This window comes from Planococcus sp. BI3 (assembly GCF_056680115.1).
In genome coordinates this window covers 2829729-2854298 of record NZ_CM155266.1, presented here as the reverse complement: position 1 = coordinate 2854298, position 24570 = coordinate 2829729, and the positions used below count along the sequence as shown (strand labels likewise).

General features: G+C 47.3%; 28 protein-coding genes. 1 reads left to right on the top strand and 27 read right to left on the bottom strand.

Annotation, left to right across the window (positions count from 1 at the left end):
- Positions 1 to 12: 12 nt before the first annotated feature.
- From AC1MEO_RS14380 to AC1MEO_RS14260, 25 genes are all read right to left on the bottom strand, one after another.
- Positions 13 to 360, bottom strand: coding sequence for a bh protein (locus AC1MEO_RS14380; RefSeq protein WP_480331504.1), 348 nt, complete (start codon positions 358 to 360; stop codon positions 13 to 15).
- 58 nt (positions 361 to 418) lie between these two features.
- Positions 419 to 1744 carry an NAD(P)H-dependent oxidoreductase gene (locus AC1MEO_RS14375; RefSeq protein WP_480331502.1) on the bottom strand — a complete coding sequence of 442 codons (1326 nt, stop codon included), beginning with the start codon at positions 1742 to 1744 and terminating at the stop codon, positions 419 to 421.
- Between the two features lie 16 nt (positions 1745 to 1760).
- Positions 1761 to 2129 (bottom strand): PTS glucitol/sorbitol transporter subunit IIA, encoded by a 369-nt coding sequence (locus tag AC1MEO_RS14370; RefSeq protein WP_480336106.1) that lies wholly within the window; start codon positions 2127 to 2129, stop codon positions 1761 to 1763.
- 28 nt (positions 2130 to 2157) lie between these two features.
- Positions 2158 to 3210: a PTS glucitol/sorbitol transporter subunit IIB gene (gene srlE, locus AC1MEO_RS14365; RefSeq protein ID WP_480331500.1), complete on the bottom strand. Its 1053-nt coding sequence runs from the start codon at positions 3208 to 3210 to the stop codon at positions 2158 to 2160.
- Between the two features lie 35 nt (positions 3211 to 3245).
- Positions 3246 to 3773 (bottom strand): PTS glucitol/sorbitol transporter subunit IIC, encoded by a 528-nt coding sequence (srlA, locus tag AC1MEO_RS14360; RefSeq protein ID WP_480331498.1) that lies wholly within the window; start codon positions 3771 to 3773, stop codon positions 3246 to 3248.
- A gap of 12 nt (positions 3774 to 3785) precedes the next feature.
- On the bottom strand, positions 3786 to 4172 hold the full coding sequence (locus tag AC1MEO_RS14355; protein WP_480331496.1) for a transcriptional regulator GutM: 387 nt from the start codon (positions 4170 to 4172) through the stop codon (positions 3786 to 3788).
- Between the two features lie 264 nt (positions 4173 to 4436).
- The gene (locus tag AC1MEO_RS14350) at positions 4437 to 5123 is read right to left on the bottom strand and encodes a FusB/FusC family EF-G-binding protein (RefSeq protein WP_480331494.1); all 687 of its coding nucleotides are present in this window, start codon (positions 5121 to 5123) and stop codon (positions 4437 to 4439) included.
- Between the two features lie 154 nt (positions 5124 to 5277).
- Positions 5278 to 5436, bottom strand: coding sequence for a hypothetical protein (locus tag AC1MEO_RS14345; RefSeq protein ID WP_480331492.1), 159 nt, complete (start codon positions 5434 to 5436; stop codon positions 5278 to 5280).
- Positions 5437 to 5590: 154 nt separating this feature from the next.
- Entirely contained in the window at positions 5591 to 6805 is a 1215-nt protein-coding gene (locus AC1MEO_RS14340) for an amidohydrolase (protein WP_480331490.1), read from the bottom strand.
- A gap of 25 nt (positions 6806 to 6830) precedes the next feature.
- Positions 6831 to 7556, bottom strand: coding sequence for a small-conductance mechanosensitive channel (locus tag AC1MEO_RS14335; RefSeq protein WP_480331488.1), 726 nt, complete (start codon positions 7554 to 7556; stop codon positions 6831 to 6833).
- 21 nt (positions 7557 to 7577) lie between these two features.
- Positions 7578 to 8288: a DUF5058 family protein gene (locus tag AC1MEO_RS14330; RefSeq protein ID WP_480331486.1), complete on the bottom strand. Its 711-nt coding sequence runs from the start codon at positions 8286 to 8288 to the stop codon at positions 7578 to 7580.
- A gap of 251 nt (positions 8289 to 8539) precedes the next feature.
- Positions 8540 to 9283, bottom strand: a complete 744-nt coding sequence (locus AC1MEO_RS14325; protein ID WP_480331484.1) for an SDR family NAD(P)-dependent oxidoreductase — start codon at positions 9281 to 9283, stop codon at positions 8540 to 8542.
- 87 nt (positions 9284 to 9370) lie between these two features.
- Positions 9371 to 10222, bottom strand: coding sequence for a phosphonate ABC transporter, permease protein PhnE (gene phnE, locus AC1MEO_RS14320; RefSeq protein WP_480331482.1), 852 nt, complete (start codon positions 10220 to 10222; stop codon positions 9371 to 9373).
- Positions 10222 to 11010, bottom strand: a complete 789-nt coding sequence (locus AC1MEO_RS14315; protein ID WP_480331480.1) for a PhnE/PtxC family ABC transporter permease — start codon at positions 11008 to 11010, stop codon at positions 10222 to 10224. Before AC1MEO_RS14315 ends, phnE begins: the two co-directional genes overlap by 1 nt.
- A 12-nt stretch (positions 11011 to 11022) precedes the next feature.
- Entirely contained in the window at positions 11023 to 11805 is a 783-nt protein-coding gene (phnC, locus tag AC1MEO_RS14310) for a phosphonate ABC transporter ATP-binding protein (RefSeq protein ID WP_480331478.1), read from the bottom strand.
- A gap of 78 nt (positions 11806 to 11883) precedes the next feature.
- A complete protein-coding gene (locus AC1MEO_RS14305) occupies positions 11884 to 12924 on the bottom strand; it encodes a PhnD/SsuA/transferrin family substrate-binding protein (RefSeq protein ID WP_480331476.1) in 1041 nt (346 codons plus the stop codon).
- Between the two features lie 103 nt (positions 12925 to 13027).
- Positions 13028 to 13843, bottom strand: coding sequence for a PHP domain-containing protein (locus tag AC1MEO_RS14300; RefSeq protein WP_480336105.1), 816 nt, complete (start codon positions 13841 to 13843; stop codon positions 13028 to 13030).
- Positions 13833 to 14558: a phosphonate C-P lyase system protein PhnL gene (gene phnL / locus AC1MEO_RS14295; protein WP_480331474.1), complete on the bottom strand. Its 726-nt coding sequence runs from the start codon at positions 14556 to 14558 to the stop codon at positions 13833 to 13835. The genes AC1MEO_RS14300 and phnL overlap by 11 nt, the downstream gene beginning before the upstream one ends.
- Before the next feature lie 174 nt (positions 14559 to 14732).
- Positions 14733 to 15914, bottom strand: coding sequence for a phosphonate metabolism protein PhnM (gene phnM / locus AC1MEO_RS14290; RefSeq protein WP_480331472.1), 1182 nt, complete (start codon positions 15912 to 15914; stop codon positions 14733 to 14735).
- Positions 15915 to 15927: 13 nt separating this feature from the next.
- The gene (locus tag AC1MEO_RS14285; protein ID WP_480331470.1) at positions 15928 to 16767 is read right to left on the bottom strand and encodes an ATP-binding cassette domain-containing protein; all 840 of its coding nucleotides are present in this window, start codon (positions 16765 to 16767) and stop codon (positions 15928 to 15930) included.
- Entirely contained in the window at positions 16760 to 17629 is an 870-nt protein-coding gene (locus AC1MEO_RS14280; RefSeq protein ID WP_480331468.1) for an alpha-D-ribose 1-methylphosphonate 5-phosphate C-P-lyase PhnJ, read from the bottom strand. The genes AC1MEO_RS14285 and AC1MEO_RS14280 overlap by 8 nt, the downstream gene beginning before the upstream one ends.
- Positions 17616 to 18731, bottom strand: a complete 1116-nt coding sequence (locus tag AC1MEO_RS14275) for a carbon-phosphorus lyase complex subunit PhnI (protein WP_480331466.1) — start codon at positions 18729 to 18731, stop codon at positions 17616 to 17618. The genes AC1MEO_RS14280 and AC1MEO_RS14275 overlap by 14 nt, the downstream gene beginning before the upstream one ends.
- Positions 18732 to 19328 carry a phosphonate C-P lyase system protein PhnH gene (gene phnH, locus AC1MEO_RS14270; RefSeq protein WP_480331464.1) on the bottom strand — a complete coding sequence of 199 codons (597 nt, stop codon included), beginning with the start codon at positions 19326 to 19328 and terminating at the stop codon, positions 18732 to 18734.
- A gap of 36 nt (positions 19329 to 19364) precedes the next feature.
- The gene (gene phnG / locus AC1MEO_RS14265) at positions 19365 to 19787 is read right to left on the bottom strand and encodes a phosphonate C-P lyase system protein PhnG (protein ID WP_480331462.1); all 423 of its coding nucleotides are present in this window, start codon (positions 19785 to 19787) and stop codon (positions 19365 to 19367) included.
- Positions 19788 to 20030: 243 nt separating this feature from the next.
- Positions 20031 to 20720 carry a GntR family transcriptional regulator gene (locus AC1MEO_RS14260; RefSeq protein WP_480336104.1) on the bottom strand — a complete coding sequence of 230 codons (690 nt, stop codon included), beginning with the start codon at positions 20718 to 20720 and terminating at the stop codon, positions 20031 to 20033.
- Between the two features lie 250 nt (positions 20721 to 20970).
- Here AC1MEO_RS14260 and AC1MEO_RS14255 point away from each other — a divergent pair, with 250 nt between their 5' ends.
- Complete coding sequence (locus AC1MEO_RS14255; protein ID WP_480331460.1) at positions 20971 to 22008, top strand: PTS sugar transporter subunit IIC; 1038 nt, start codon at positions 20971 to 20973, stop codon at positions 22006 to 22008.
- 91 nt (positions 22009 to 22099) lie between these two features.
- On the opposite strand, the gene pabB is transcribed toward AC1MEO_RS14255, so the two are convergent.
- On the bottom strand, positions 22100 to 23851 hold the full coding sequence (gene pabB, locus AC1MEO_RS14250) for an aminodeoxychorismate synthase component I (RefSeq protein WP_480331459.1): 1752 nt from the start codon (positions 23849 to 23851) through the stop codon (positions 22100 to 22102).
- Positions 23826 to 24449: an anthranilate synthase component II gene (locus AC1MEO_RS14245; protein WP_480331457.1), complete on the bottom strand. Its 624-nt coding sequence runs from the start codon at positions 24447 to 24449 to the stop codon at positions 23826 to 23828. Before AC1MEO_RS14245 ends, pabB begins: the two co-directional genes overlap by 26 nt.
- Positions 24450 to 24570: the final 121 nt, after the last annotated feature.

Below are 24570 nucleotides of genomic sequence, written 5' to 3'. Positions count from 1 at the left end.
TGGACAGCGACATTATTTAACTCGGCTTTTTTTCTGTTTGTATCGCTTGAGGATTTTCCGGGAAGCGTTGACATCCTTCAACAGGCGATACGGTTTGCTGACCGTCCGCACGGGAAGAGAAAGCAGCAGGTGGCTTAAGTCGTCTTTGTATTCCTGCGTGATCCGCGTCGGCTTCGAGGAAATCCGGTCATAGACTTCTTTATAGAACTTCTTGTTGACGTCCACTTTGAGCTGTTTGGTCTTGTTGCATTGCTCACACCGGATGCTTTTGATGTCATCGTTGATATACGTGATTTCGTGATTTACTTCTTCCCTGCAATGGCTGCAGAATAAAGCCGCTTCCATAGTTTTGATTTCCATGCTTGGACACCTTCTCATTTCGTTGATTGGGTTTTTCCTCTACATGAGATTAAACAGGCTAAGATTTGACTGGCATCCCTTTTTCGGTTTCCGCTTTAAATGTGTCATCCTGCATGCGGCGCAGGCGCCAGATCGTTGAGTCTTTGGTTTGTTCCACATCGTCATAGCTGATGATTTCACCTTTTTTGATATCCCGTTTTAAGCGGACGTTCTTATCAACCAATCCCAGCGGCAATGCATTTTCACTTCGCGCTTCCTGTGCTGTGAGGATATGGCCGTATACGGTGAACCCACCGATGCTGTCCAGGAAATCACCTGCTGCCAGATCGATTTTTGCGACCGTCACTGTTTCGGCCTGAAGCCCGTGCCAAGGTGCAATAGTCGCTTCGTTGTAGATATAGGCACGCGCAATGGAAATCGGTGTTTCCAGGCTGGTCAGATGATACGGGCGATAAAGCACATAATTCGGTCCTTCGCCCATACTTAAATACTTCAATTCATGATTTACTTCTTCTTTTTCAGAAGCGATGATGGCAAATACGCCCGGCGCAATGCCGTTGATGTATTCTACGATCCGTTTGTTGCTGACTTTTCCGCCGTCTTCCTTCAATTTGAAGATTTCAGGCAACCCTTTGACGTCGCTGACAAATCCGTGCATGCCGGGTTTATCGGGCAAAAAGCCTGTGGCATTGGCTACCGCTGTCATCTCGACCATCGTTTTCGTGCCATCCTGGAAAGATGCCAGCATTTTTGGGCTGGCTCCTTTTCTTTCAGCTTCTTCCGCAGCAGTGTCAGGATTTGCGTTGAGATTCAACGGATTGTTCTTGCCTTTGCCAAGAGCCACAACTTCAAACCCGAGTGCATCGGCAAAATCGAATAATTCCATAATGGCTCCCGGTTCATCGCCTGCAGAGCCCGTATAGACCACCCCGCTGGCATCGGCCATTTTCTTCAAAATCACCCCTACCGTTACGTCTGCCTCTACATTCAACATGACGATATGCTTGCGGTTAAGAATGGCATCCCAGGCGATTTTCGCCCCGATGTCAGGAACCCCCGTAGCGTCGACGATGACATCTACTTCAGGCAATGAAGTGACCAATTGTGCGTCTGTTGTGGCTACGACCTTTCCTTCCTTCACCGCTGCCGTCGCTTGCTCCACATTATTGGTTTCTACAATATCGTCAGCGGAAACACCTGATTTGACATAAGCATTCGTGACATTGCCGATTTGGATGTCCGCAGTGGCGACGACGCGCATCCCTGCCATGCTTTCAATCTGGGAAATCATTCCGCGTCCCATTTGGCCAGCTCCCACTACGCCGACTTTGATGATTTCGCCATTTCGTTCAAGCTCCTCGAGTTTTCTATTTATCCCCAGCATGAACTAACCTCCTTATCTAAAGCTTTAATATACGGATCGCAGAGCCGACCTGTAGTTCTGGCAGTGCTTTCTTTTCCACACACATCGTCCCCGGCAAAGCCGCTTCGGTTTCCCCGTTGAAGGCGATGGTGCAATGGCCGATTTCTTCCAATGTGTCATTGACTTTGCTGCCGACAAATAAAATCTCATAACGCTCACTGCCGACTTCCAGGATGTCTCCCGCTTCAACTTTCTCAAGCAGATCCGCCCGTTCATGGATTACTCCTATCGACCTCAATGACTCAGGAACCGTATCATTGAAAATAACCAGCATGTTTTCTTCAATAAAGATTTCTACTTCTTCCCCAATTTCCGTTATATTCGCTTCGTATTTTTTCGTCATCATATCCTCCACCTTACTGCCTCCTTATTTTTTAGCTGTACAGACCAAAACTGAACAAGTATGCAATGACCACTGCGAGTGGTCCGGTTATGACACGCGACAGAAGAACTGCAGGAACCCCGACTTCAATGGTTTCCGGCTCTGCTTCTCCCAATGTCAGGCCAACCGGCACGAAATCTGCTCCTACTTGTGGGTTGATGGCAAACAGCGCAGGCAGCGCCAATTCCGGCGGGATGTTCCCGCGCCCGATTTCCACACCAACCAAAACCCCGACTACCTGTGCGATAACCGCACCCGGCCCCAGCAAAGGCGACAGGATCGGCAATGCACAAATAACAGACAAGAGCAGCAAACCGCCGATATTTCCAGCTAACGGAGAAACGAAGTTGGCGATCAGATCACCGATTCCGGTAAAGGTAATGATTCCGATCAGCATACTGACAAAGGCCATGAACGGCAAAATATTCTTCAATACCTGATCGATCGTTTCCCGGCCGGCCTGGTAGAAAATGCCGACCACTTTACCGGCTCCGCGGCCGATTTTCTCGATGATGTTCATCTTTTTCGGTTGCTGGTAGCCAGCTGCCTTTTGTTTCGCTTCTTCTTTTATCTCCTGCGGCGTCTTTTGGCGCGCTGCCGGACTCTCCACTTTTTCGACAGCATCTTCAACGGCATCTTGATCTTCGTAAGGGGCCGCTACTGCACTGATATTTTCCAGTTTCACTCCGGAAACGAAGTTTTCTTCATTGATGAACTTCATCAACGGCCCTGATGGAGAAGTCGCGTTGACATTGACCGTCAAAATGTTCATCTTCGGGTAGACGCCGCAGCGTGCTGTCCCTCCGCAATCGATGATGACGCAGGCCATGCTTTCTTTATCGTACGAACCTTTAAATCCATCTACTGCTTCGGCACCCGTCAGTTTGGCGATTTCTTCCGCGACCGGATGGATGCCGCCGCCTGTCACCGATACGATGTAGCGCTTTTCTTCATTTGGCCGAATGGTCAGTGGACCGCCCCAACCGCCTCTGCCTTTCGTTACTGTCACCGGCTTATAATTCAATGGCGTCTGAATGCTGCTCATTTTCGTTGCCTCCCTTTTTTAGACCACTCGGCTGTTTAGACTTCCATTCCTCGCGCTTTCATCATGCGTACCGTAATGATTTCTGTAACGATTCCCCGGATCAGAATGACGATGACCCCTACGATAAAGAAGCGGATCGCCAGTGGCCCCAATGAAAAGCCCAATTGTGTGATCCCCGCGGAAATTCCCAGGTAAACGAATAACTCAGCGGGATTGGCGTGCGGGAATAGCCCGGTAATCGGATGCACGAAGGACACGGCTGAATCATAGAATGCCGGTTTTTGTTTTTCCGGCAGAAATTTCCCGAATGTGTAAGCCATCGGGTTGGTCAGGAAGAAAACCGCCAAGACAGGGAACAGCGAGTAGCGTAAAATGATGTTCTTCGTGCTCTTGCGCGCTAGATTGTTGATGCGCTCTTCCCCCACCAAGCGAATAAATGCATTGACGGCCGTGATCAGAACAACCAGCAATGGAATGATGCCGGTAACCAGGCCGACAAAAACATCTCCACCTGCTTGGAACATGCCAATAAACCCTTCTGCCAATCTAACCAAAAAGTCCATTTTTCTTCCTCCTTATACCGCTAGATTTGTCTTTTCATCCATCTGTGATTCTATTTTTTCAATTGCCATCTTAAAAGCTAAATCTACCGGTTCCTCTTTCAGGTCCTCCGCTACAGCTTCCAAAGGCAGGCCGACATACTTCGTAAACGGTTCAAAACGGCTGAACACTGTAACTCCCCGCATCAGGCGGCTTTCAACCACGGTCCCTGCTTCATCCGTCACCAAAATTGCAACTGCCCCAATTCCCAGTTTCTGTTTTTGAATTCCCACACCCAAATACCCTGAACGCCTTCTGCTCAATTCTCTGATTGTGCTATGGTAATTTTTCAGCTGCGCTTTGGCCATCCAAATTTGTAGCAGCCACACTGCAGCAAACAAAACGATGAACCATCCCCACATGGATTTCCGCCTCCCCTTTACATTTGTTCAGTTCCGTGACATTTGATATTATCATCATTATAAAAGCGCTTACACGATAAATCAATAGTTAATTAAAAGAAAATTCAAATTATTTAAACGTACCTATTCTTTGCTCAATCAGAAAACGAAGTCTATATAGAAGACATAAAAAGACCGAGTGTATCCCATTAGTTTTTTCGGCAGAAAAAAACCGTTTCCGAAAGTCATTTTAACGACTTCTGGAAACGGTTCTTACCTGCTTGCTTATTTCTGGAACTGTCCAATAAATTCATTCAGGCGATCCAGTGTATTGACATTCTCGTTGCAGGCCGCAGAATCCTGGCAAATGTAATTGCCGCGCTTGATAAACTGATCCTGCCCCGAGCTTTTCGTCTTGGCGATGAACATGCCGACTCTGCTGTGGTGGTTGCAGATGGTGCAGATGCCCTGCTTTTCGCTGCGTGTAAAGCTGCCTTGAACACCGATCAGCCGATCGTTTTCATCAGCCACCAAGTACATCTGACTCGAGCTTTCTGTCCAGGCTAAATAGGAAGTCCTGCTGAAGTTGATCCTTTCCAGCTTTGGCCCTTTGAATTTTTTTGCTTTAGGAAATAATTTTTGCAATCCTTGGCCAGAGACTGCTTTGAATGGAATAACATAGGGCTGAAGCTGCCCCAGGAATGCTTCCGCATCACCCAGTTCCTTCACCTGTACCAATGGGTTGAGGAGTTTTTTCTGTTCTTCGGTAAGTGTTGGAAATAATTTGTAGACTTTTTCGTGTGCGAGGTGCCGCAGAACATTCAATATCTCTGCGTCATTGGCGCTGGCTTGTCCCGCCACCAGGATTTTCGTCTGGTCCTTGATGAAATTGTATTGATCGTTCCGGATAAACGCTTTTGGATTGTCCGCTGTGCTGTCGCTGTTTTGATTGGTTTCTTTTACATGGATCATGTGAGCCCACTCCTTATGTTTTTTTCCCGCTTTAACGGGCAGTAAGACTCCCGCTTCTATAAGCGGAAGATTCACTGACCGCAAAAGTCCGATTGGATGGACTAACAATCAGCGGGGGATGAAGAAAACCCACACTGATTGAAGTTTCTCTTGATTAGCTGCGTGTATACGGAAGAAAGCCTGGCAAGATGAACGGCTGTATCTTGCGGGTCCGATTAGAACGTGCTTGACCCTCATGCAAAGGATCGCCTCTCCAAATACCAGTCTTTGCATGAGTTTTTTCTGACGCTGACAATTGAACTGCGATTGTCATCTAGTACCACCTCCTTTAAAAGGCACGGATTTTGCTTGTGGTTTCATCATACTTTATCCCGCATTTGTTTTCCATCCAAGGGATTGCTGACAGATGTGCTGGAAAATCCGCAAAAAAATAACCGTTCCCTTGATGGGAACGGTTATGCTTCAGTTCAACTGGATTGTCCATAATCACAAATTACATAAGCGACCGCTTTTGCGGCAACCAGCAAAGCGTCTTCGTCGATATCGAATTTCGGATGATGGTTAAAAAAGACTTCCGACTGCCCTTTCGGCTTGCAGCCGATATTGAAAAAAAGCCCCGGTGTTTTCTCCAGGTAATAGGCAAAATCCTCTGATCCGGAAAATACCGGGTATTCGATGACTTCCTTGATATCAGAATCGGTGGCCTTCTTCAAAATGGCAACGACTTCCTCGGTCACGGCTTCGTCGTTTTTCAGCGGAGGGTAATCGGCAGTGTAGACCAAATCGCATTGCACATCAAACTGCAGTTCAATGCCGCTGACAATGCGGTGAATTTCCTGGTCAATCAACTGCTGCGTCTTGTCGTTCATGTACCGGACGTCGCCTTCGATTTCAATGCTGTCTTTGATGATGTTGAATGAACCTTTGCCATCAAAGGAACCGATGGTCACCACACCCATTTCAAACGGGTTGAGGCGACGGCTGACGACGGTCTGCACCGCAGTGATAAAATGAGCGCCGGCGACAATCGGGTCATTGGCATTCTGCGGAGACGATCCATGGCCCCCGCGTCCCTGAATTTTCAGCTTGAAATATGTTCTGCCTGCCATGGCATAGCCGCTGCGGTAACCGATGGTGCCTGCCGGATGAGTCGGAAAAAGATGCGTGCCGAACACCGCATCCAAATCATCAAGCACACCCGATTCCACGATGCTTTTCGCTCCGCCCGGCGGCGTTTCTTCCGCATGTTGGTGGATGACCTTAATGGTGCCGGACAGCTCCGATTTCAATTGAATCAGGCAGTCAGCCAACACCAGCATATAGGCTGTGTGGCCATCATGGCCACAGGCGTGCATGACGCCTTCGTTCTGCGATTTGAACGGAACGTCCACTTCTTCCTGGATCGGCAGCGCGTCAAAATCAGCGCGTATGCCAATCGTTTTCCCTGGCTTGCCGCCTTTAATCGTGACGATGATGCCGAAGCCGTTCCCGACATGCGTCTGGACTCTGACATCTTTTCCTTCGTAGAAGTCAGCGATATACTTCGCAGTGTTTTCTTCTTTGAATGACAGCTCTGGATGCTGATGAAGGTAGCGGCGGATTTGGATCATTTCGTCCTTGCGGCTGTCCAGCATATTTATTAACTGTTGCTTAAGCTGAGATGATTGGACTTGCTGTACCATTTTATCTTCCTCCTTGTTAATATGTTCAGGCGATTTTTTTTGTCTTTTTCAGTTTTTCCAGAAGCAGGCAGATAATCACCAAGCCGAAAATACTGCAGAAGGCTTTCAATGAAGTCGGCACAGGCCCGAGGTTGACGGCCAAGGCCAAGGCAATGCCGATTACTCCCCACAACGGCTTTTGCATGGCCAGCTGGGCGATGAGCCCTCCAAAAATTGCCGGCAGGACGAATACCAGGGAATCCACAACCGACTGTGGCAAATATGTTACGAGATAAGAGCCGCCCAAGACAATGAACAGCAGCATGACGATATTGACGATTGATGCAGCCGCCATCGCCAGTGTCGCGGTCAGTTCACCCTTTTCCGTTCCGGGCTCAACACCTACGGCTGCTTGGGCAATCGAAGCTGCCGGCAAACACATATTGCCGATATTCCCTGTCAAAAAAGCTAAGTATGTACCCGAGATCCCTAATATCGGGTAATAGCTGATAGGCTCAACAAACCAAAGAACACCGACTACTGCGGCATACGCCAGAAATCCCGACAGGATGGCTGACCAACCTGGGTGGAAGCCCAGACCATAAGATAGATACAAGGGCAAGGCAAGCGACAGAAGGATGACCGCCCAGATGGTAAGTCTACCCCAGAAATGGGAGCGTTCATGAAATTTCTCGAAAGTGAGAGTCTTGAACTTCGCCTCTTCAAGTCCGTGTTCCAGGGTCTCATTTGCCACTTTATTGTTGAGCGTCATACGCAGTCTCCTCTTTTCTCCTCAGGATATGAAATAACCAACAGAAATTCCCACTAAAATAACCAGACCGAGCGACCATTCCCTGAGCCAGTTTAATTTGAATTTGGCGGAACTCCAAAGGATGAGCGGCATGACTGCAAAAGCGGCAAGGAAAACCATCGCTTCGTTCATTCCTTTGATCACCTGAGTCGTTCCCAGGTAACTGAAGGCACCCAGTAAAGCCGCTGTTGAAACCACCTTTAAGAGCGTGACACTTTTTTGGCCATTGCTGGCGATTTTCGCCTGGGCTCTACTGAGGGATTTGGTGAACAGTGCAGTCACCAGAAGCCAGCCGACTCCACCCAGGCACATGACCCAAACTGCATTCGTGAAGGCTTGATGCGTAAAGTCAGCAGACCCCAAATCAGAACCTGCCGCCTGTGCGCCGACCGTTGCCCCTATCGTTTCAACTGGCGCTGAGCCTATGATGCCAATACGCATCAAGGTAACGGGATTGCCGATTAATGTCAGCAAGGAAATCGCAACGATCAGAATGGCAAAAGAAGGGCCGAGTGAACTGATGGCACCCGTTCTCAAAGCCATCTTTACCTCCTGCTGGTTCATTCCGACAGTTGAAGCTGTCTTTGAAGCCAACTTGATAAATGTAATTGCCTGAAAAATGACGACGCTGACCACTAATGCCGCTATAATCCAAAGCGGTAAACTGTTTGCCGTTTCCATTACCTTGCTCATCCGCACACCTTCTCCGCCTTTTTTTAGTTTCTATCACTTTAAAAATTTTTCCTGAATATTCCGCATTCGGTTTATATTGTCCACTATAAACACTTTATTTTACAACAGCAATGGCAAAACTTTCACGCTGCCAGTGTATTGGAAAGCGGAAAAGCTGTTCTTATCACAAAGAAAGGGGTTACAAGATTTCTTTTTTATTTTCAAAAAAAATGCAAAAAGAGAGCTGCACGCAGCTCTCTTTCGTCTTCTTGTTACTGAGCGGTATAGCCGCCGTCAACCATCAGCGTACTGCCCGTAACAAATTCATTTTCAACCAGGAAGACAATCGCATGCGCAATTTCTTCCGGCTGCCCCAATCGGCCGACTGGATGCTTATTGACCAATGCGTCGTAAAAATCACCCAATGCTTCCTTGCTGACCATACCAGACTCTACATAGCCTGGAGCCACTGCATTGACACGGATTTTGTGCTCAGCATACTGCAGCGCCAAGGACTTAGTCATCAAGTTGACCGCACCTTTAGTTGCGTTATAGGCAAAAGCACCACCTTCACCAACCGTTCCCAGAATAGAGGAAGTGTTGATGATGACGCCGCCATCGCCATTTTTCAGCATATTCTTGATGGCATGTTTGGCTCCGAAAAAGACGCCGTCCTGATTGATGGAAATGACCTTGTGGTAGTCTTCGTACGTCAATTCATGAGTCACGCCAAGTACACCGACGCCCGCGTTGTTGACCATGATGTCAACTCTTCCGTAACGTTCGACTGTTGCCGCAACCAATTTTTCAACTGATTCTTCGCTGGCCACATCGACGTAAACGAAGGCCACTTCGGCATCGCCCTGTTTCAACTGTTGTTCAGCTTGTTTGCCGCCTTCTTCATTAAAATCAGCAATAACCACTTTTGCTCCTTTATCAAGAAAAGCTTTTGCTGTTGCCAAGCCGATACCGGATGCTCCACCTGTTACGATTGCTACTTTACCTGTTAAATTCATTTGCTCTGCCTCCTAGTATTGGAAAATACTCTCACCCTCTATTAAACCTCAGTAGTCTGAGTATTACAACTTCCTGGCGGCGATAATTCAATTCCCTAATTTCGCAGCTGGGAAATAACGTTCTTTCATTCTTGTTGAGAGAATTTCCAAAATGATGGCGAAAATCAAAATCATGTACGTGATCATTCCCACTTCACGCAAATCGAAATAGAATCCGGAAGCCATGAATAATTCAAAGCCGATTCCACCTGCTCCTGCAGCAGCCCCCATGGCAACAGCAACCGCAAAATTAATTTCGAAGCGCAGGAATGTCCAAGACAACAGATAGGTGAAAGTTGATGGGAGAACTGCGTGCACGACGATATGCCACCAATTTGCTCCTGTCGCGCGCAATGCTTCAATGATTCCTTGATCCACTTCTTCAAAGGCTTCTGAAAAGGCTTTAACTAAGTATGCAATTGAGTGGAACAGCATGCCAAGCACTGCTGCCTCACTGCCTAATCCAGCTGCAATGGCAAAAATCAATACCCATAAAACAGTTGGAACTGCGCGGATAAAAGCCACAACAATGCGCACCGTTTTTGAAATCCATACTTTTGATAAATTCGAGGCTGCCATCAATGCCAGGAAAAACGCGATGACGGCTCCAAGTATCGTGGACAAAAATGCCAACCCTAAAGTGACACCCATTTGATAGAATGCTTGCCCCCAAGTGAAATGGGACAGCGCGGGTTCCAGGAACATCGTTTTTAGGTTGTAGAAAGTTTCCGGAATCGCTTTAGACAAATCAAGTCCCGTGTAATCGAAGAATAAAAACGCTGCAATCGTTAGGGCTATGAGCACCGTCACTGTCCATGTCATGACACGTTCTGACTTGCTTCCCATCTTAATCGCTATCCGGCCGTCGGCTCCGCGTTTTATGTAGGTACTTGCCTCCATTAAATAATCACCTTCCTGATATAATTTGACATCAGCTCGATGACAATCACTGCAAGAATAATACTGAATGTGACCAAAGCCACAGCATTGTAATTCAATGTCTTATAGTACAGATCGAACGCATAGCCGATGCCAGTACCGGTCAGAATCCCCACTAAAGTCGCGTTGCGGATATTGGTTTCAATCATAAACAAAATCCAGCTGATCATCTGCGGCAGGCATTGAGGCACTACAGCTTTAAAAACAATCTGGAAATATGTCGCACCGGTGGCCCGTAAAGCTTCAACCGCGCTTTGGCTCGCTTCGTCTATCGATTCGATAAAAGCTCTTGTTAAAAAACCGACTGACCCCACAAATAAAGCTAAGTATCCAGTCACTGAGTTTTGTCCAAACGACAGCAAGAGGATCAATGCCCAAGCTACAACCGGGATATTTCGGGATAGGGATGCGACAAAGCGCGCAAACACGCCAAAGACTTTTTTGGTGCCAGTTGTTTTTGAACCCATCAAACTTAAAAAGAATGCAACGGCAGTACCGGTTGTTGTTGCTGCAATCGACATGAGGATCGTTTCCAGCAATTTCTCTAAAATTGTCGGAAGGCGCTCAAGAGATTCCTGGGTAATCATCATATTCGACAGGATCCAAGCGCCTGCTTTTGGCAAAGTGATGATTCCGTGGATTATATTGAATCCGGTAATTGCGGAAGACGCAAGAGTCATACCAATAATCAGCAGGATAAAAAAAATTGTCTGCCATTTCCGGCTGGCTTTCATTAGTTTTTCATTCACTGTAATTGCTCCTTACACCATAATTAGTTCCCGGATCCCTGGAGTAGCTTGTGCTTGTGTGCCATAAATCTGATCAGTATGGTTTCGGTGCAGCCTGTAACTCGGCCCGTCAAAGACAATTCCGCCTTTGTTCAAACCGATAATCCGGTCGGAGTAGCTTTTAGCTATCTCTACTTGATGAAGATTGACGATACAAGTGATGCCCAGTTCTTGGGTGATTGACTTTAAATGGTCCATGATGACTTTTGAAGCATTAGGATCGAGCGACGCTATCGGTTCATCGCACAAGACAATTTTCGGTTCTTGGATCAGTGAACGGGCAATGCCGACGCGTTGCTGCTGGCCGCCGCTCAACTGGTCACAGCGTTTATAGGCATGTTCTTCGATACCCAACTTCTTCAAAAGAAAAAAAGCATGTTCTTTTTCTGCTTCGGTAAAACGTCCTAAAATTCCCTGAATCGTCGTCTTGTAGCCAAAGCGGCCGTGAAGCACGTTCTCGATGACAGATAAGCGAGGCACCAGATTGTAATGTTGAAAAATCATTCCGATATTCGTGCGCAATTTCCGAAGTTCTTTTTTATTCAATTTGTTGACTTCTTGTCCATCAAAAACGATTTTTCCTTCATCAATTTCGACCATTCGATTGATGCAGCGAAGAAGTGTTGATTTCCCAGCTCCAGAAGGGCCAATGATGGATAGAAATTCACCGGATTCCACTTCAAAATTCAATCCTTGCAGCACCTTCGTTTCCGAATTATAGGACTTCCCGAGATCTTTGATTTGCAGTAAAGACATGCTCACCATCTCCTTTTTCGTCTCTTTTGTCAGACAGCGCATTCCCATCGAAGAGAACGCGCCGCTGTCTTTCGGTTATTATTTAGATAGTTCACGGATTGGATCAAACCATGCATCTTCCACTGGTGCAAAACGCTCATCCGCTGATTTGAAGAATAGACCCGAATCGCCTGAATCTTCCGGAACAAAGATTTTTTCATTATTCGCGATTTCATCTGAAATGAATAATTCTTGCAAGGCATCGTAATCTTCCTGGCCAAGCACTTCCATATTGGCTACAAACGGTGCATTCAGGACCGGAGTCACGCCCATCAATGCAAACTCACTGCCTGTTACGGTATTGAACGGTTCTGCTGCATCATCTTTGACCTTATAGACTGAGCCCACTTCATTGGCTTTGCCTTCGGTGACTTCAACATAGTTATCAACACAGGTATCACAGAATGCCGCAACTTCCGCGCTGTCATTCAGCAAATTGACCGCTGATCCCTGGTGTGAATTTCCGAAAAGCACTTGTGAGAACAATGGACCGCCTTCCATCAAGTCCTCTGCCACCAAATCCTCATAGCCGGATTGTTCAGCAAAATGACCGATGATGGTGGAAGAAGGAACGACAAATCCAGATGTGGAGCTATTGGAAACAAAAGACATTTTTTTCTGTTCCAATGTGTCCAATGAGAACTCGCCATCTGCTTTGAATTTTTCCTGATCGTCAACATTGACTGCCAGCCAGCTATGGTAAATTGCATCATCGAGTGTCCCTGATTCTCCTGTCGGTACGACCAACGGCTCTATTGCATCGTTGCCATTTTTTGCTTCAATATAGCCTTGCGCTCCCATAAATGCCATATCCGCATTATTGTTGACCAAGGTCTCGATCGCAATAGCATAATCCGTCGTCAATTGGTGCTCGACTTCTTTGCCGGTCGCCTGTTCAATTGCCGCTCCAATTTCATCACGTGAAGATGTCATGTCCGAACCTGATTCATTTGGGTACCATACCACTTTGATCACATCATCCACTTCCGTTTTCCCTGCTTCTGCGCTGCCGTCCGAGCAGGCCCCTAACAATAAAGCCGCTCCCACTACCATAGCCAATGCTGAACTTTTCTTTTTCATGGTCGATTCTCCTTTTTATGTACCTGGAATGAGCAGGTAACCCTGCTTTGTCAGTTTCATTACAACATAATTCCAAAGCGAATTCCTGATATTTACAGGAACTTCATAGTCTCTTAACGATGTTTACATCCTCAGGGCTGACGATGTCGCCAGGCTCTATAGCTGCACCAAAAGCGCCATGATAATCGCTGCCGCCGGTCATCAGCAAACCGTATTGCTGCGCAAGCTTTTCCACTTTCTGGCGATCTTCCGCGGAATGATCGAAATGATTGCGTTCGATTCCACCAAGACCTGCTTCCAACAACTCAGGTATCAGGTCAAAGGAATCGAGCTGTCCAGGATGCGCCACAACGGCCAGTCCCCCGTCAGAGACAACGGCCCGGACCGCATCAACAGCATCGGCGTAATCAACGTCTCCGGCTGCGACACCCGCCCCTTTGAACAGGCTCTTATAAAGAAATTTGTATTCATCGGATGTATAAGGGGCATCCGTCAGCTGCTGCATAATATGCTGCTTATAGACAGTGGTTGATGGCTTTGCCGATTCTATGACCGCTTCGGCATCCAGGTTAAATCCGGCTGCTTGAATTTGGCTCACCTGCCACATCGAATGGCTGTGGCGAAGCTCCAGCAATCCGCGGCAGAGCCTGGTGATAGCTGGAGCTCCCGGATGAAAATGATAGCCCAGGATATGCACTTTTCGCTGCCGCTTGAAATCATAAGCCGAAATTTCAATTCCGGGTATCGCCTGAATGCCATAGGATTCAGCAATCCGTTGTTTTTCCTGCCAACCCGATACTGTGTCATGATCGACAAAACTGATGGCTGTCACTCCCGCTTTTTTCGCCTTTTCGATGACTCTTTCTACTGAATCCGCACCGTCTGAATAGCAGCTATGGACATGTAAATCAGCTTTCAGCGCCAACACCCACTTTTTCGGCAACGGCCAACTTTCTCGTCTGCATGTCATAAACTTTATCGCAAAGCCCTTCCATGAATTCAATATCATGGAAAATCCCGACCAGCGTTGTACCGTTGAGCTTTAATTTTTCAATGATTTCACGGACTTTCATTTTCGATTGCTGATCCAAGCTTGCGGTCGGTTCATCAAGCAACAGCAAACGCGGTCGTTTAACTGTCGCCATTGCAATGTTCAAGCGCAATTTTTCACCGCCTGAAAAAGTATTCGGGTAACTGTCCCAAAGTTTCGGATCGATTTCGAAGTGAGACAGCGCTTTTTCCGCTTCTTCGCTGGCAACAGCCTCTGACGACCCCATCTCCAATAAGGCATTGGTCACCAATTGGCGGCAGGTCGTTCTTGGCATGACATTCAAAAACTGAGAAACATAGCCAATTTCGTATTTTCGCAAGTGCAGCATTTGCCGCTCCGTAATATGTGCCAGGTCCACCACGCCGAAAGCGGCAGAATCGTACATGATCTTTCCTTGATCCGGCAAATAGGTGCGGTAAATACTTTTCAGAATGGTTGATTTGCCGCTGCCGCTTTTTCCGACGATGCCAATAAATTCACCTGTTTCCAAAGAAAAACTGATGTCTTTTATTGCCGGCATGACTTTATTTAAATGATGGACGGTGAAGCTTTTTTCGAAATCCGCTATTTCCAGCATCGTCATTGTATTGCCTCCTTTTTCAACTTAAAAAAGTACAACTTATGGGTTCTTTATTTATTGTCCAGTTGCAAGGCCTAGCTCTTTGGGTCATAAGCCAACCCTGCTGTGCGGCAAAGAACGCCACTTCGCCGGTCTGTCTTATGCCCGGCAAATCTACACGGGCGCTTCCGCTTTTCTTTATTTTATCCGGTAATTCGTCGTCGTGATCAACGCGCCGTTGACCATGGTCGCTGTCAGCATCGGGTAGCCGTCATCCATGCGTTCAATCACCAGTATGTCAGCTCTTTTCCCGGGTTTGATCGACCCAAGCTCGTCATCCATTTTCACTGCTTTTGCCGGATTCAAAGTGACCATCATGAACATCGCGTGCAGATCGTTGCCGTATTTCTCATGCAGGTCAAAAACGGCATGCAGCAAAGCAGGGGGATAATAATCGCTGCACAGGATATCCATGCAGCCGTGGCTGATGGCTTCTGCAGCTGACAGATTGCCCGAATGGGAACCGCCCAACATTACATTGGGAGCTCCGGCAATGGTATGGATACCCAGCTCTTTGGCTTTAATGGCAACTTCCAGCGTGATGGGAAACTCACTGATGGTGGTGCCAAAGCTTTTCACCAAATCCAACTTCTTAACATCATCATCGTCGTGGGAAGCGACAGCAATCCCACGGGCGAGCGCAATATCCGCTACTTCCTTAATTTTCTCTGCAGCGAGGCATTCAGTACTTTGACGCTCTGCGATTAACACATTAACGTCTTCATCCGAAATTTCACGGTAACCTTTCAGGGTCTCCCGATAGACTTCCAGGTTGCGATATTGGCCTTGTCCGGGTGTGTGATCCATGAATGACAGCAGATGCACTTTGCCGTCTTCAATATTTCTTACCAGCTGATCCACTTCATCGATGTTGTCGATTTCAAAACGGGCATGCAGTCGATGGCGAATCAAGTGCAGCCGGTTATGCGTCTTTTCGATGGCATCCACCATGCGCTGGATATTGTTCGGATTGCGCATCGGTTTATGGGAAAACACATCTTCTTTATAGAACGACAAGGAATGGAACATTGTTGTAATGCCGTGGCTGATCAGGATTTTTTCCGCTTCACGCAAACTGATGTCAAAATCCATCATGCTGGTCGGACGCGGAGAAGCAATTGTTTCGATGTAATCGGAATGGATGTCGATAAACCCTGGAGAGATGTAGCCTCCATCGGCATCGATCAGCTTGGCATGCGGATAATCCGCTACCTGTTCTTCCGGAATGATCGACTGGATGATTTCCCCTTCCACTACGACTGCGAATCCTTCGGCTATTGATTGCTCCGTTACGATTTTTCCATTATGGATAATATACAAAGTATCGATCCTCCTAGAGTAATGAGTACACGAGTTGCTGCGTGTACGCATGTTGTGGGTCTTCTAATACTTGATCGGTCAATCCCTGTTCGATGATTTCACCATTCAGCATGACGATGGTCCGGTCAGCCAGCATGCGGATAACCGCTAAATCGTGCGAGACCACTACCATGCTGATGCCAAGCTCGCGCTGAATTTTCTTGATCAGGTCCAAAACATTTGCCTGGACCGACAAATCGAGTCCGGTCGTCACTTCGTCCAAAAACAGGATGGGTGGATTATTCGACAAGGCCTTAGCGATCTGGACGCGCTGCTGCATGCCTCCTGAAAAATTGCGCGGCTCTTCTTTCATGCGATGGAGCGGAATGTGGACATTGTCCAGCAGCCGTTTGCTGATCGCCTCCATCTCTCCAACATTTCGGTTGCCCGCCGCAATGAGTTTTTCTGCGATATTTCCCACAGAGGAAAAATTCATTTTCAAGCCGTGTACCGGATTTTGATAAACCATTCCATAATCGTGGTTGCGGATGGAACGCTTTTGCTGCGAAGACAAACCAAAGACATTGATGCCATCTAAAGCAGCTGTATGGATATATGCCGCTCCTGACGCAACGTCAGTGTCGAAGTACAAGCATTGCATCAACGTGGACTTGCCACTGCCACTTTCTCCGACTATTCCTAGAATTTCGCCGGGATATAAGTCAAGTGACACATCACGGACGGCGTACACTGTGCCGCATACTGTGCAATAATTTTTTTCCAAACGATCAGAATCTAACTTGTTGCATTGAGAACAACCAGGCCCAAATTGCTTTCGCAAGTTACGTACTTTTAAGATTGGTTCTTCATGCATAACTGCTTTCCACCTCAGCTTTCTCCTTGCTGTTCAATTGCTCCATGCAATAACTGGTATCGTTGCATTGATAAACAGTTCTTCCTGATTTCTGGTCAATCAATTCATCAAGAAAGACATGTGCCGATCCACATAGCTGGCATTCCTGGCCTTCAAAAGATTCAACAGCAAATGGGTAATCTTCAAAAGCCAGAGATTCCACAGAGGTATAGGGAGGTACAGCATAGATTTTCTTCTCGCGTCCCGCACCGAGTAATATCAACGCTTCCGATTGATGCATTCGGGGATTGTCAAAGCGCGGAATCGGGCTTGGTGCCATAACATAGCGTCCATTGACATAAACCGGATGATCCGCAGCAGTTGCTGTTTTGCCATATTTGACAATTTGCTCGAACAGCATCAGCCAAGCTCCGCTATAATCGTCTTCGGAGTGCATGCGTTTGGTCATGTACTCACGTGCTTCAACGGGACGCAGCGGTTCAGGCATCGGCACTTGCAGAACCAGAATCTGGCCTTTGGTCATCGGTGTTTCAGGAATACGGTGTCGGGATTGGATCAGGTCGGCTTCTCTGGTTTGTTCCGTGAGCCGGACGCCTGTTGTTTCCTGAACCAGTTTCTTGATGCTGACCGCATTGACTGACTCGTCGGCTCCTTGGTCGATGACTTTCAGCACATCTGTTTTGCCGATTAAGGACAGCGTCAACTGCAAGCCGCCTGTTCCCCAACCGCGTGCAATCGGCATTTCCCGTGAAGCGAAAGGCACTTGATATCCAGGAATGGCTACAGCTTTCAGCGTAGCCCGCCGAATTTCTTTTTTGGATCCTTCATCAAAAAATGCAAAATGCGGTTTAGCTCTCAACATCAGGCACTCCTTTCTTTACTTGGCGGATACTATCGAGCTTCGATTGGAAAGTGACGTAATGTGGGAGTTTCAAATGGGAAATAAAACCGGTGGATTCTACTGAATCGATATGCAATAAGACAAATTCTTCATCGTGGGTCGGAAATTCCGCATTCGGATGTTCCAGGCATTGATCCAGTATGCTCATGGCAATTGCCTTCGTCTCATTTTGTCCGTAGCAGACGCCATAACCGATCTCAAACTCCAATTCATCTTCATTGCTGTCATTTTTTACGGATACCGGTACAAACGACTCCACTTCTGTGATGCGGATTTCACCGATATAAAACTGATCTTCCAGCTCCTGATCCAGTTCGTTCGGATGTGTGGCATAAATCGGTATGTTACCGACGCGGACTTCACCGACAGTCGGATGGACTTGGCCATAGCCCCGCAACGATGCATAACCAAATGATGTGACCGCTCCGGTTTGGCCCCGTGTCAATACCTGCAGCCGCGCGCTTCTCGTCGTCGGAAACTGAAGGCTTTGCTTAGTAACGTCAGTAGGGAGTGTATTGTTCGGTTCGTACCTCTCAAACAAACCTTCCTGTCGCAGATAATCGACAACTTTCGGAAAATAGACCACTTCTTCTGGACCTTGAAGGGCTGACAGGTTATTTTTATAATCCTGCAGCCAGCCGCGATTGGTCTCCGCATTTTCATCCAACAACCCAAAATCCAGCAGCCGGTGTGTGTAATCATAAGTGGCACCCAATAACTGGCCACCTGGAATATCCTTAAAACTTGCTGAAATCCGCCGTTCGACCAGCATCGTTTCGGTTTCAACTGTCTCGCTGTAGTAATGGCGCGGCAAAGTTGAACGATGCGCGCGCATCAGGAATACAGCTTCTTCCATGCTGCCTTCTCCCTGCTTGATGGCTAAAGCCGCCAGTTCCGGTGAATACAAACTGCTTTCCGACATTACCTGGTCCACCATGCTTCTCATCGTCGCCAGGATTGTGTTGACCTCTAAAATCTCTTCGCCTTTTAACCGTTCATATGTCAGGCGCTTAATCGAAGCTTCGATTGCTTGAGTTCCGCCTTTTACAGGAACATAACCCATCTATTTCACCTCCATCGGAATTGCTGAAATTGTTCTAGGCAAACAAGCAATCTGAGAAGAGCCATCCGCGAAAATCATATCCATGCCCATTGGATATTCCTTGATGCGGCTGTCTCTGGCCAGCCAGAATTGGGGCGATTGACCAGTCGACAAATGGGCTTCGGTTTCGATTCCCGGTCCCGTCAGCAGCAAAGTGCCTTCATTCGTTAAAATCGGGGTTTCAATTATCCAGGTTGCGGATTGTTGCGGATCGATTAAGTTGCCTATTTTGCATTGCGCCAGTGCCTCTAAGATTTCCGATTCCTCGTTTTCCTGCAGCACGATGATAAAGTCCGCTTCCTGCAGCGGAGCCAGCCGGGCTGAAGTGTATTCTGAAATCTTCTCGATCAGATCCCGCCGGTTTTTCGATAGCACGTGAAAAGTGACTTCCGCATCCAGCAGCACCATCGCGCTTAACATGAGAGCATTGGCACAACCAAAATCCATGTCCACTTTTTCGGTCTCTTTTTCAATCAACGAGATGGTTCCTGGCCGTGACATGCTATGTAATAGTTTCCGATAAACTTGCTGCAAGTCGTGTATTTGATCAATCGCCATATAATCTCTCCTGGTCAGTTAGTTTAGTTTGTTCGCTTAAACTTCCATCGTTTCAAAGCTGACTTTAGTTTCGAAAAGCTCTGCCTGCTGCTGCGCTTTGGCCCCAATGATTTTCTGTTCTTCTGCCAAAAGCCGAGGTTCCCATCCAGCTGTCTCAGGCAACCCAGCCTTATACGCCGCGTCAATGATCGCTAAACGCCTAGCACGTTGTTCATCCATGCCTACGAGCAAGCCAGTTCCGATTTTCCCTGAAACCTCCACTTTCGCTTCCGTGATCAGGACTTCCCCCATATAAAACAGGGATTTTTTTGCCGACTCTCTCATTTTGACCATAATCATTCCTTGTTCGGGCGCAGAAATTTCCCGGCATTCGTATTTCTCCGCGATGCTGGCGGCTAAATCCTTTGCTAAACGCCCGTCTCCTTGAATAAGGATTTCTGTTCTGTTGCGTCTTTTCATATTCACTGCCTCCTCGTCTGTAAGTTCATCGTAACTTGTCGCCAAGTGGCTGTGTTTTAAGCTCTCGTAAAGCTTGTGTAAAGCTTCTTCACAATCAAGGAAAGAAAAACGGAAGCGCCCATTTAGCTCTAATGGGCATAAGACTCGCTGGATGCTGGACTCTGAACAATAAATGAAAAGTCCAAAGTTGCCTTTTCTAAAACAAAAAAACAGGCAAAGGATGATTGCTCCTTTGCCTGTTTTTTAATCCATGGTGATATCGTATTTAAATTTATCGCTGCGATACAGGATTCTGGTATGCTCCAACACGTTTCCAGTTGCTTCATCAATGCAATCGTTTTCCACCATCAGGAGCGGCACCATGCTTTTGCATTGCAGAAGCTCCTGTTCTGCCGAAGTCGGAAATACAATGCTCAACAAAGTTTTGCTGCCCGCAAATTCGGTATGGCCATGCTTGCGGTAATAAGCAAACATTGAACGGATGCCGAGCCCTTCTGTTGCTATTTCAGGAAACATTTTCTCGCTTACAAAAGAATTGTGTATGGCAATCGGTTGTCCATCGATAAAGCGGATTCTTGAAACTTTATAGATGTTATCTTCCGGACCACAATCCAATAGTTGATAGATTTTTTCGTCATATCCGGTTTTTTCACAGCTGCCAAGACGCGTTTCCAAGTTATAGCCCGCCTGCTCCATTTTTTCAGTAAAGCTGACTTTTCCGGTCAAATGCAACTGGATCTGTATAGACTCTTCTTTTAGGAACCGTCCCTTGCCTTGCTTTGAAAAGATATAGCCCCGCTCTTCCAGCTTTGTCAGCGCCGCACGCACTGTCATCCGAGGGACCCCATAGTGGTTTGCCAGTTCGTTCTCCGATGGCAGTTTTTCACCTGCCCGAAACTGCTTTGATGCAATTTTCACCATCAGTTCATCCAGAATTTGTGTTTCTTTATCAAATGAAATAAAAAGTCCTCCTTTTTTCCAGACCTTTTGCTATTTCCACTGCCATTATACGTTATTTCCAGTCTTTTTCGTTACAGAGTTTATTGCCTCTTTCACAATGACGTCACCCCCCAAAGCACTTTCGCACACCAACGCGTTAATGCGCTAAACTTTTTATTGATTTTTTTCAGAATATTCATTATAGTAGTAACATATTTAAACAACTTAGATAGGAGATGCAGCTATGAAAGAATTCATCGGCAAATTATTGAACGGTATGAGTATTGGCATTGTCGTCGCTTTGATTCCAAACGCATTATTAGGAGAAATACTGAAATTATTGATTCCCCATTTTCCTCCCCTGCAGCATCTTTTTGACATTACGGTTTTCACCATGAGTTTATTGCCGGTTCTGATCGGTGTCATGGTCGGCATCACGTTTAAGTTGACGCCGATCCAAACAGCCAGTGTCGGGATTGCCTCGATGGTCGGCAGCGGTGTCATCCAAAAAACTGCTGAAGGCGCCATGACCTTGAACGGCATCGGCATTGTCATCAATATCGGCATCACCGCGGCTTTGACTGTCTTGTTCGTCCAGTTTCTTGGTGATAAATTGAAGGCTTACGCGATCCTTTTGATGCCTACACTCAGCATCCTCATTCCGGGAATGATCGGTTACTTGCTGTTGCCATTCATGAAACAATCGACCGGCATAATCGGCACAGCGGTTGCACACATTACATCATTGCAGCCGGTGGTGATGGGCGCTTTGATCGCCATGATTTTCTGCATCATCATCCTGCTGCCGATTTCAACAGTTGGTGTCGCAACCGTCATCATGCTGTCAGGCATCGGTGCCGGGGCTGCCAACCTTGGAATCGTTGCTGCCGGTGTCGGGCTGGCCATTTCCAGCTATAAAGCCAATTCAATGGGAACCGCGCTCGCTCATGTACTTGGGTCTCCCAAAATTCAGATGAAAAACTTCCTGATGAAACCGCAGATCGCCATACCCATGCTGATTACAGCGGCGGTCCTCGGTGCACTTGCAGGCATCCTGAATATCCAAGGCACGCCTTACAGTGCAGGATTCGGGTTATCCGGCCTGGTCGGTCCGCTGAATTATATGAACCTTGCGGAAGGCGGCTGGAATGGCCGCAATATTGCAGTCATGATCAGCACATTCCTGGTTCTTCCGATTCTTTTGAATGTTGGTTTGCTGTACGTCTTCACACGCAAGCTGAAAATGATCAAAGCTGCTGATTACAAACTTGATTTCGAATAAAGAACGGATAGCACCGCAATAAATCAAAACCCAGCCGAGTGTGCATCTTCGGCTGGGTTTTATTGTTTTTCAAAACTATTGGATTGCCTTATTAATACAAGGATTCCAGCTCCACAGCAAGCCAACCGCGCACACTGTTGATCAGCCAAATCGCGTCATAATCTTCCAGCTCTTCTTTATGGATGATTTTTTCTTCGATCCGCTTTTGATCCAACAACTGCTGCCTGAAAGTGCCCGCCAGCAATCCGCAGGAAACCGGAGGCGTGAAAAATTGGCCGTCTTTTTCGAGAACGACATTACCGATGGTGAATTCTGTCAGTTGCTGTTTCTCATTCCATAATAAAACCGAAAACACATCATTCGGCAGCTTAGCGCTTGCCTTGTCATATACTTCACGATGCGTCGTTTTATGGAACAGGAACGGGTTTTTGCTGTCTGTCGCAGAGAGAGCCATTGCGCATTTGACAGGCTCTTCGATTGGAGCCGTTTTTTTCGCCTCCAGCTTCGTTATACCTTTGGCATCCAGCAACAACCGCACTTTATAGATGCCTGTCGGATGTTTTTCTGCAAGTTTTTTCAGTTCATTTTCGATTTCCTGAATATTTCCCGGGAAATCGAAATAAGCCGCTGAATCTTTGAGGCGAGCTAAATGGTATCGCAGCAACGGGTAGTTTCCATCTTCCAATTTCAAGGATTCCAACAGGCTGAACACCGGCCGCTTGGCTGTCAGCACTTCTGCTTTTGTCTGCAGCTCCCGGTATTCCCCTTCAAGAGTCGAATCCCAGGTGATGCCGCCTCCCACGCCATAACGCGCTATCCCCTTTTCCTGGTCAATGATGACTGTCCGGATGGGCACGTTGAAGATGGCGTCTTTGTCAGGAGTAATAAAACCGATAGCCCCGCAATACACTTCCCTTGGTGTCTGTTCCAATTCGGCTATGTAGTTCATCGTACTGATCTTCGGTGCGCCGGTAATAGATCCGCATGGAAATAAGGCCTGAAACCAGCCGAGGATAGTTGTTGCTTCATCCAGTTGAGCCCCTATGGTCGATGTCAGCTGATGAACGGTCGGATAAGTTTCCACCGTAAACAGCGGATCCGCTTTAACCGTCCCCCGTTTGGCTAATCGGCTCATATCGTTTCGAAGCAGATCAACGATCATCAAATTTTCAGCCCGTTCTTTTTCAGAAGCCTGCAGCTCCGCGATCCTTTCACGGTCTTCCTGAGTTGTGCGTCCCCTTGGAGCCGTGCCTTTCATGGGTTTCGCCGTCAGCTTTCCTGACTGTACTTTAAAGAACAGCTCCGGAGATGCCGACAGTACACGGAACCGGCCTAGATTCAGATACGCACCGTAGTCGGCCTGCTGATTTCTTGCCAATTGGCGGTAGAATGCCAGGCCGCTGCCCGTAAATTCCGCAACGAGTCGTTCCGTATAATTCACCTGATAGGTATCGCCTTCTTCAATCGCCTGCTTGATCCGCTGAATTCCTGCTTTGTACTGCTCCACGGAACTCGCCATTTTCCAATCCGAAACGCGGTAAGGCTGCTGTTCTTCTGGAATCGAAAAGCTTTTTTTCGGTTCATCGAAAATACCGAACCAGACAAGTGGCATCTCGCTTCCCGTCTGCACGTGCATTTCCGGATGAAAAGCCGGAGCTGCTTCATACGAAACATAGCCTGCTGCATAGAATCCTTCACCAACCGCCTTTTCCACCTTCTCCAGAATTGCCGGCACTTCTGAAAGCGTGCTTGTTTCAAGAACCTCTAAAGGTTCACTGAACAGGAGCGGTTCAATTCTTCCATCTTCATTTCGAAACTCATACACTAGGTAAGGGTTTTGCATGTCCAGCACCTCCCTCATTATCTTCTTTCCACTGCATTGCAGAGTCATAGCTGTTCTTCAGCATATTGAAACCCTCTGCAGTCAATATCGATTCTGGATGAAACTGTATGCCTTCAACCGGCAGATACTGATGACGGACTGCCATAATCGCGCCATCTTCTGAACGGGCAATTACTGACAGGCAGTCAGGCAGTGGTTCTTCCGCTACCAAAGAATGATAGCGGGTCACTGTTGTCGGATTGGGGATCCCTTTGAACAGCCCTTCGCCCGTGTGCGTCAACACGGACACTTTCCCGTGCATGGGCTTGCTTCCTTTACCGATCCGTCCACCGAAATGCTCGATGATGGTTTGGTGCCCCAGGCAAACACCGAGTACGGGAATCTGTCCGCTCAGCTCTTCCAGCACTTCCTTGCTTGCCCCATCAGCAGCCGGACGCCCCGGGCCGGGTGACAAGACAATCAGGTCCGGCATATATGCCTCTATTTGCTTTGCAGTCAATTCTCCATTCTGAAATACCAAAACGGCTGGATCCAATTGCTCAAAATAATGAACCAGGTTATAAGTGAATGAATCCTGGTTATCGATGATGATGATCATGATGGACACCTCTTAATTTCACTTTATTTAGATCTGACAGATGCTCCTATTATACGCTGTGGACTGGCGAAGATGGAAATTTCACAGAATCAGAAGCGACTCTCTGGCTTCAAATTATTAG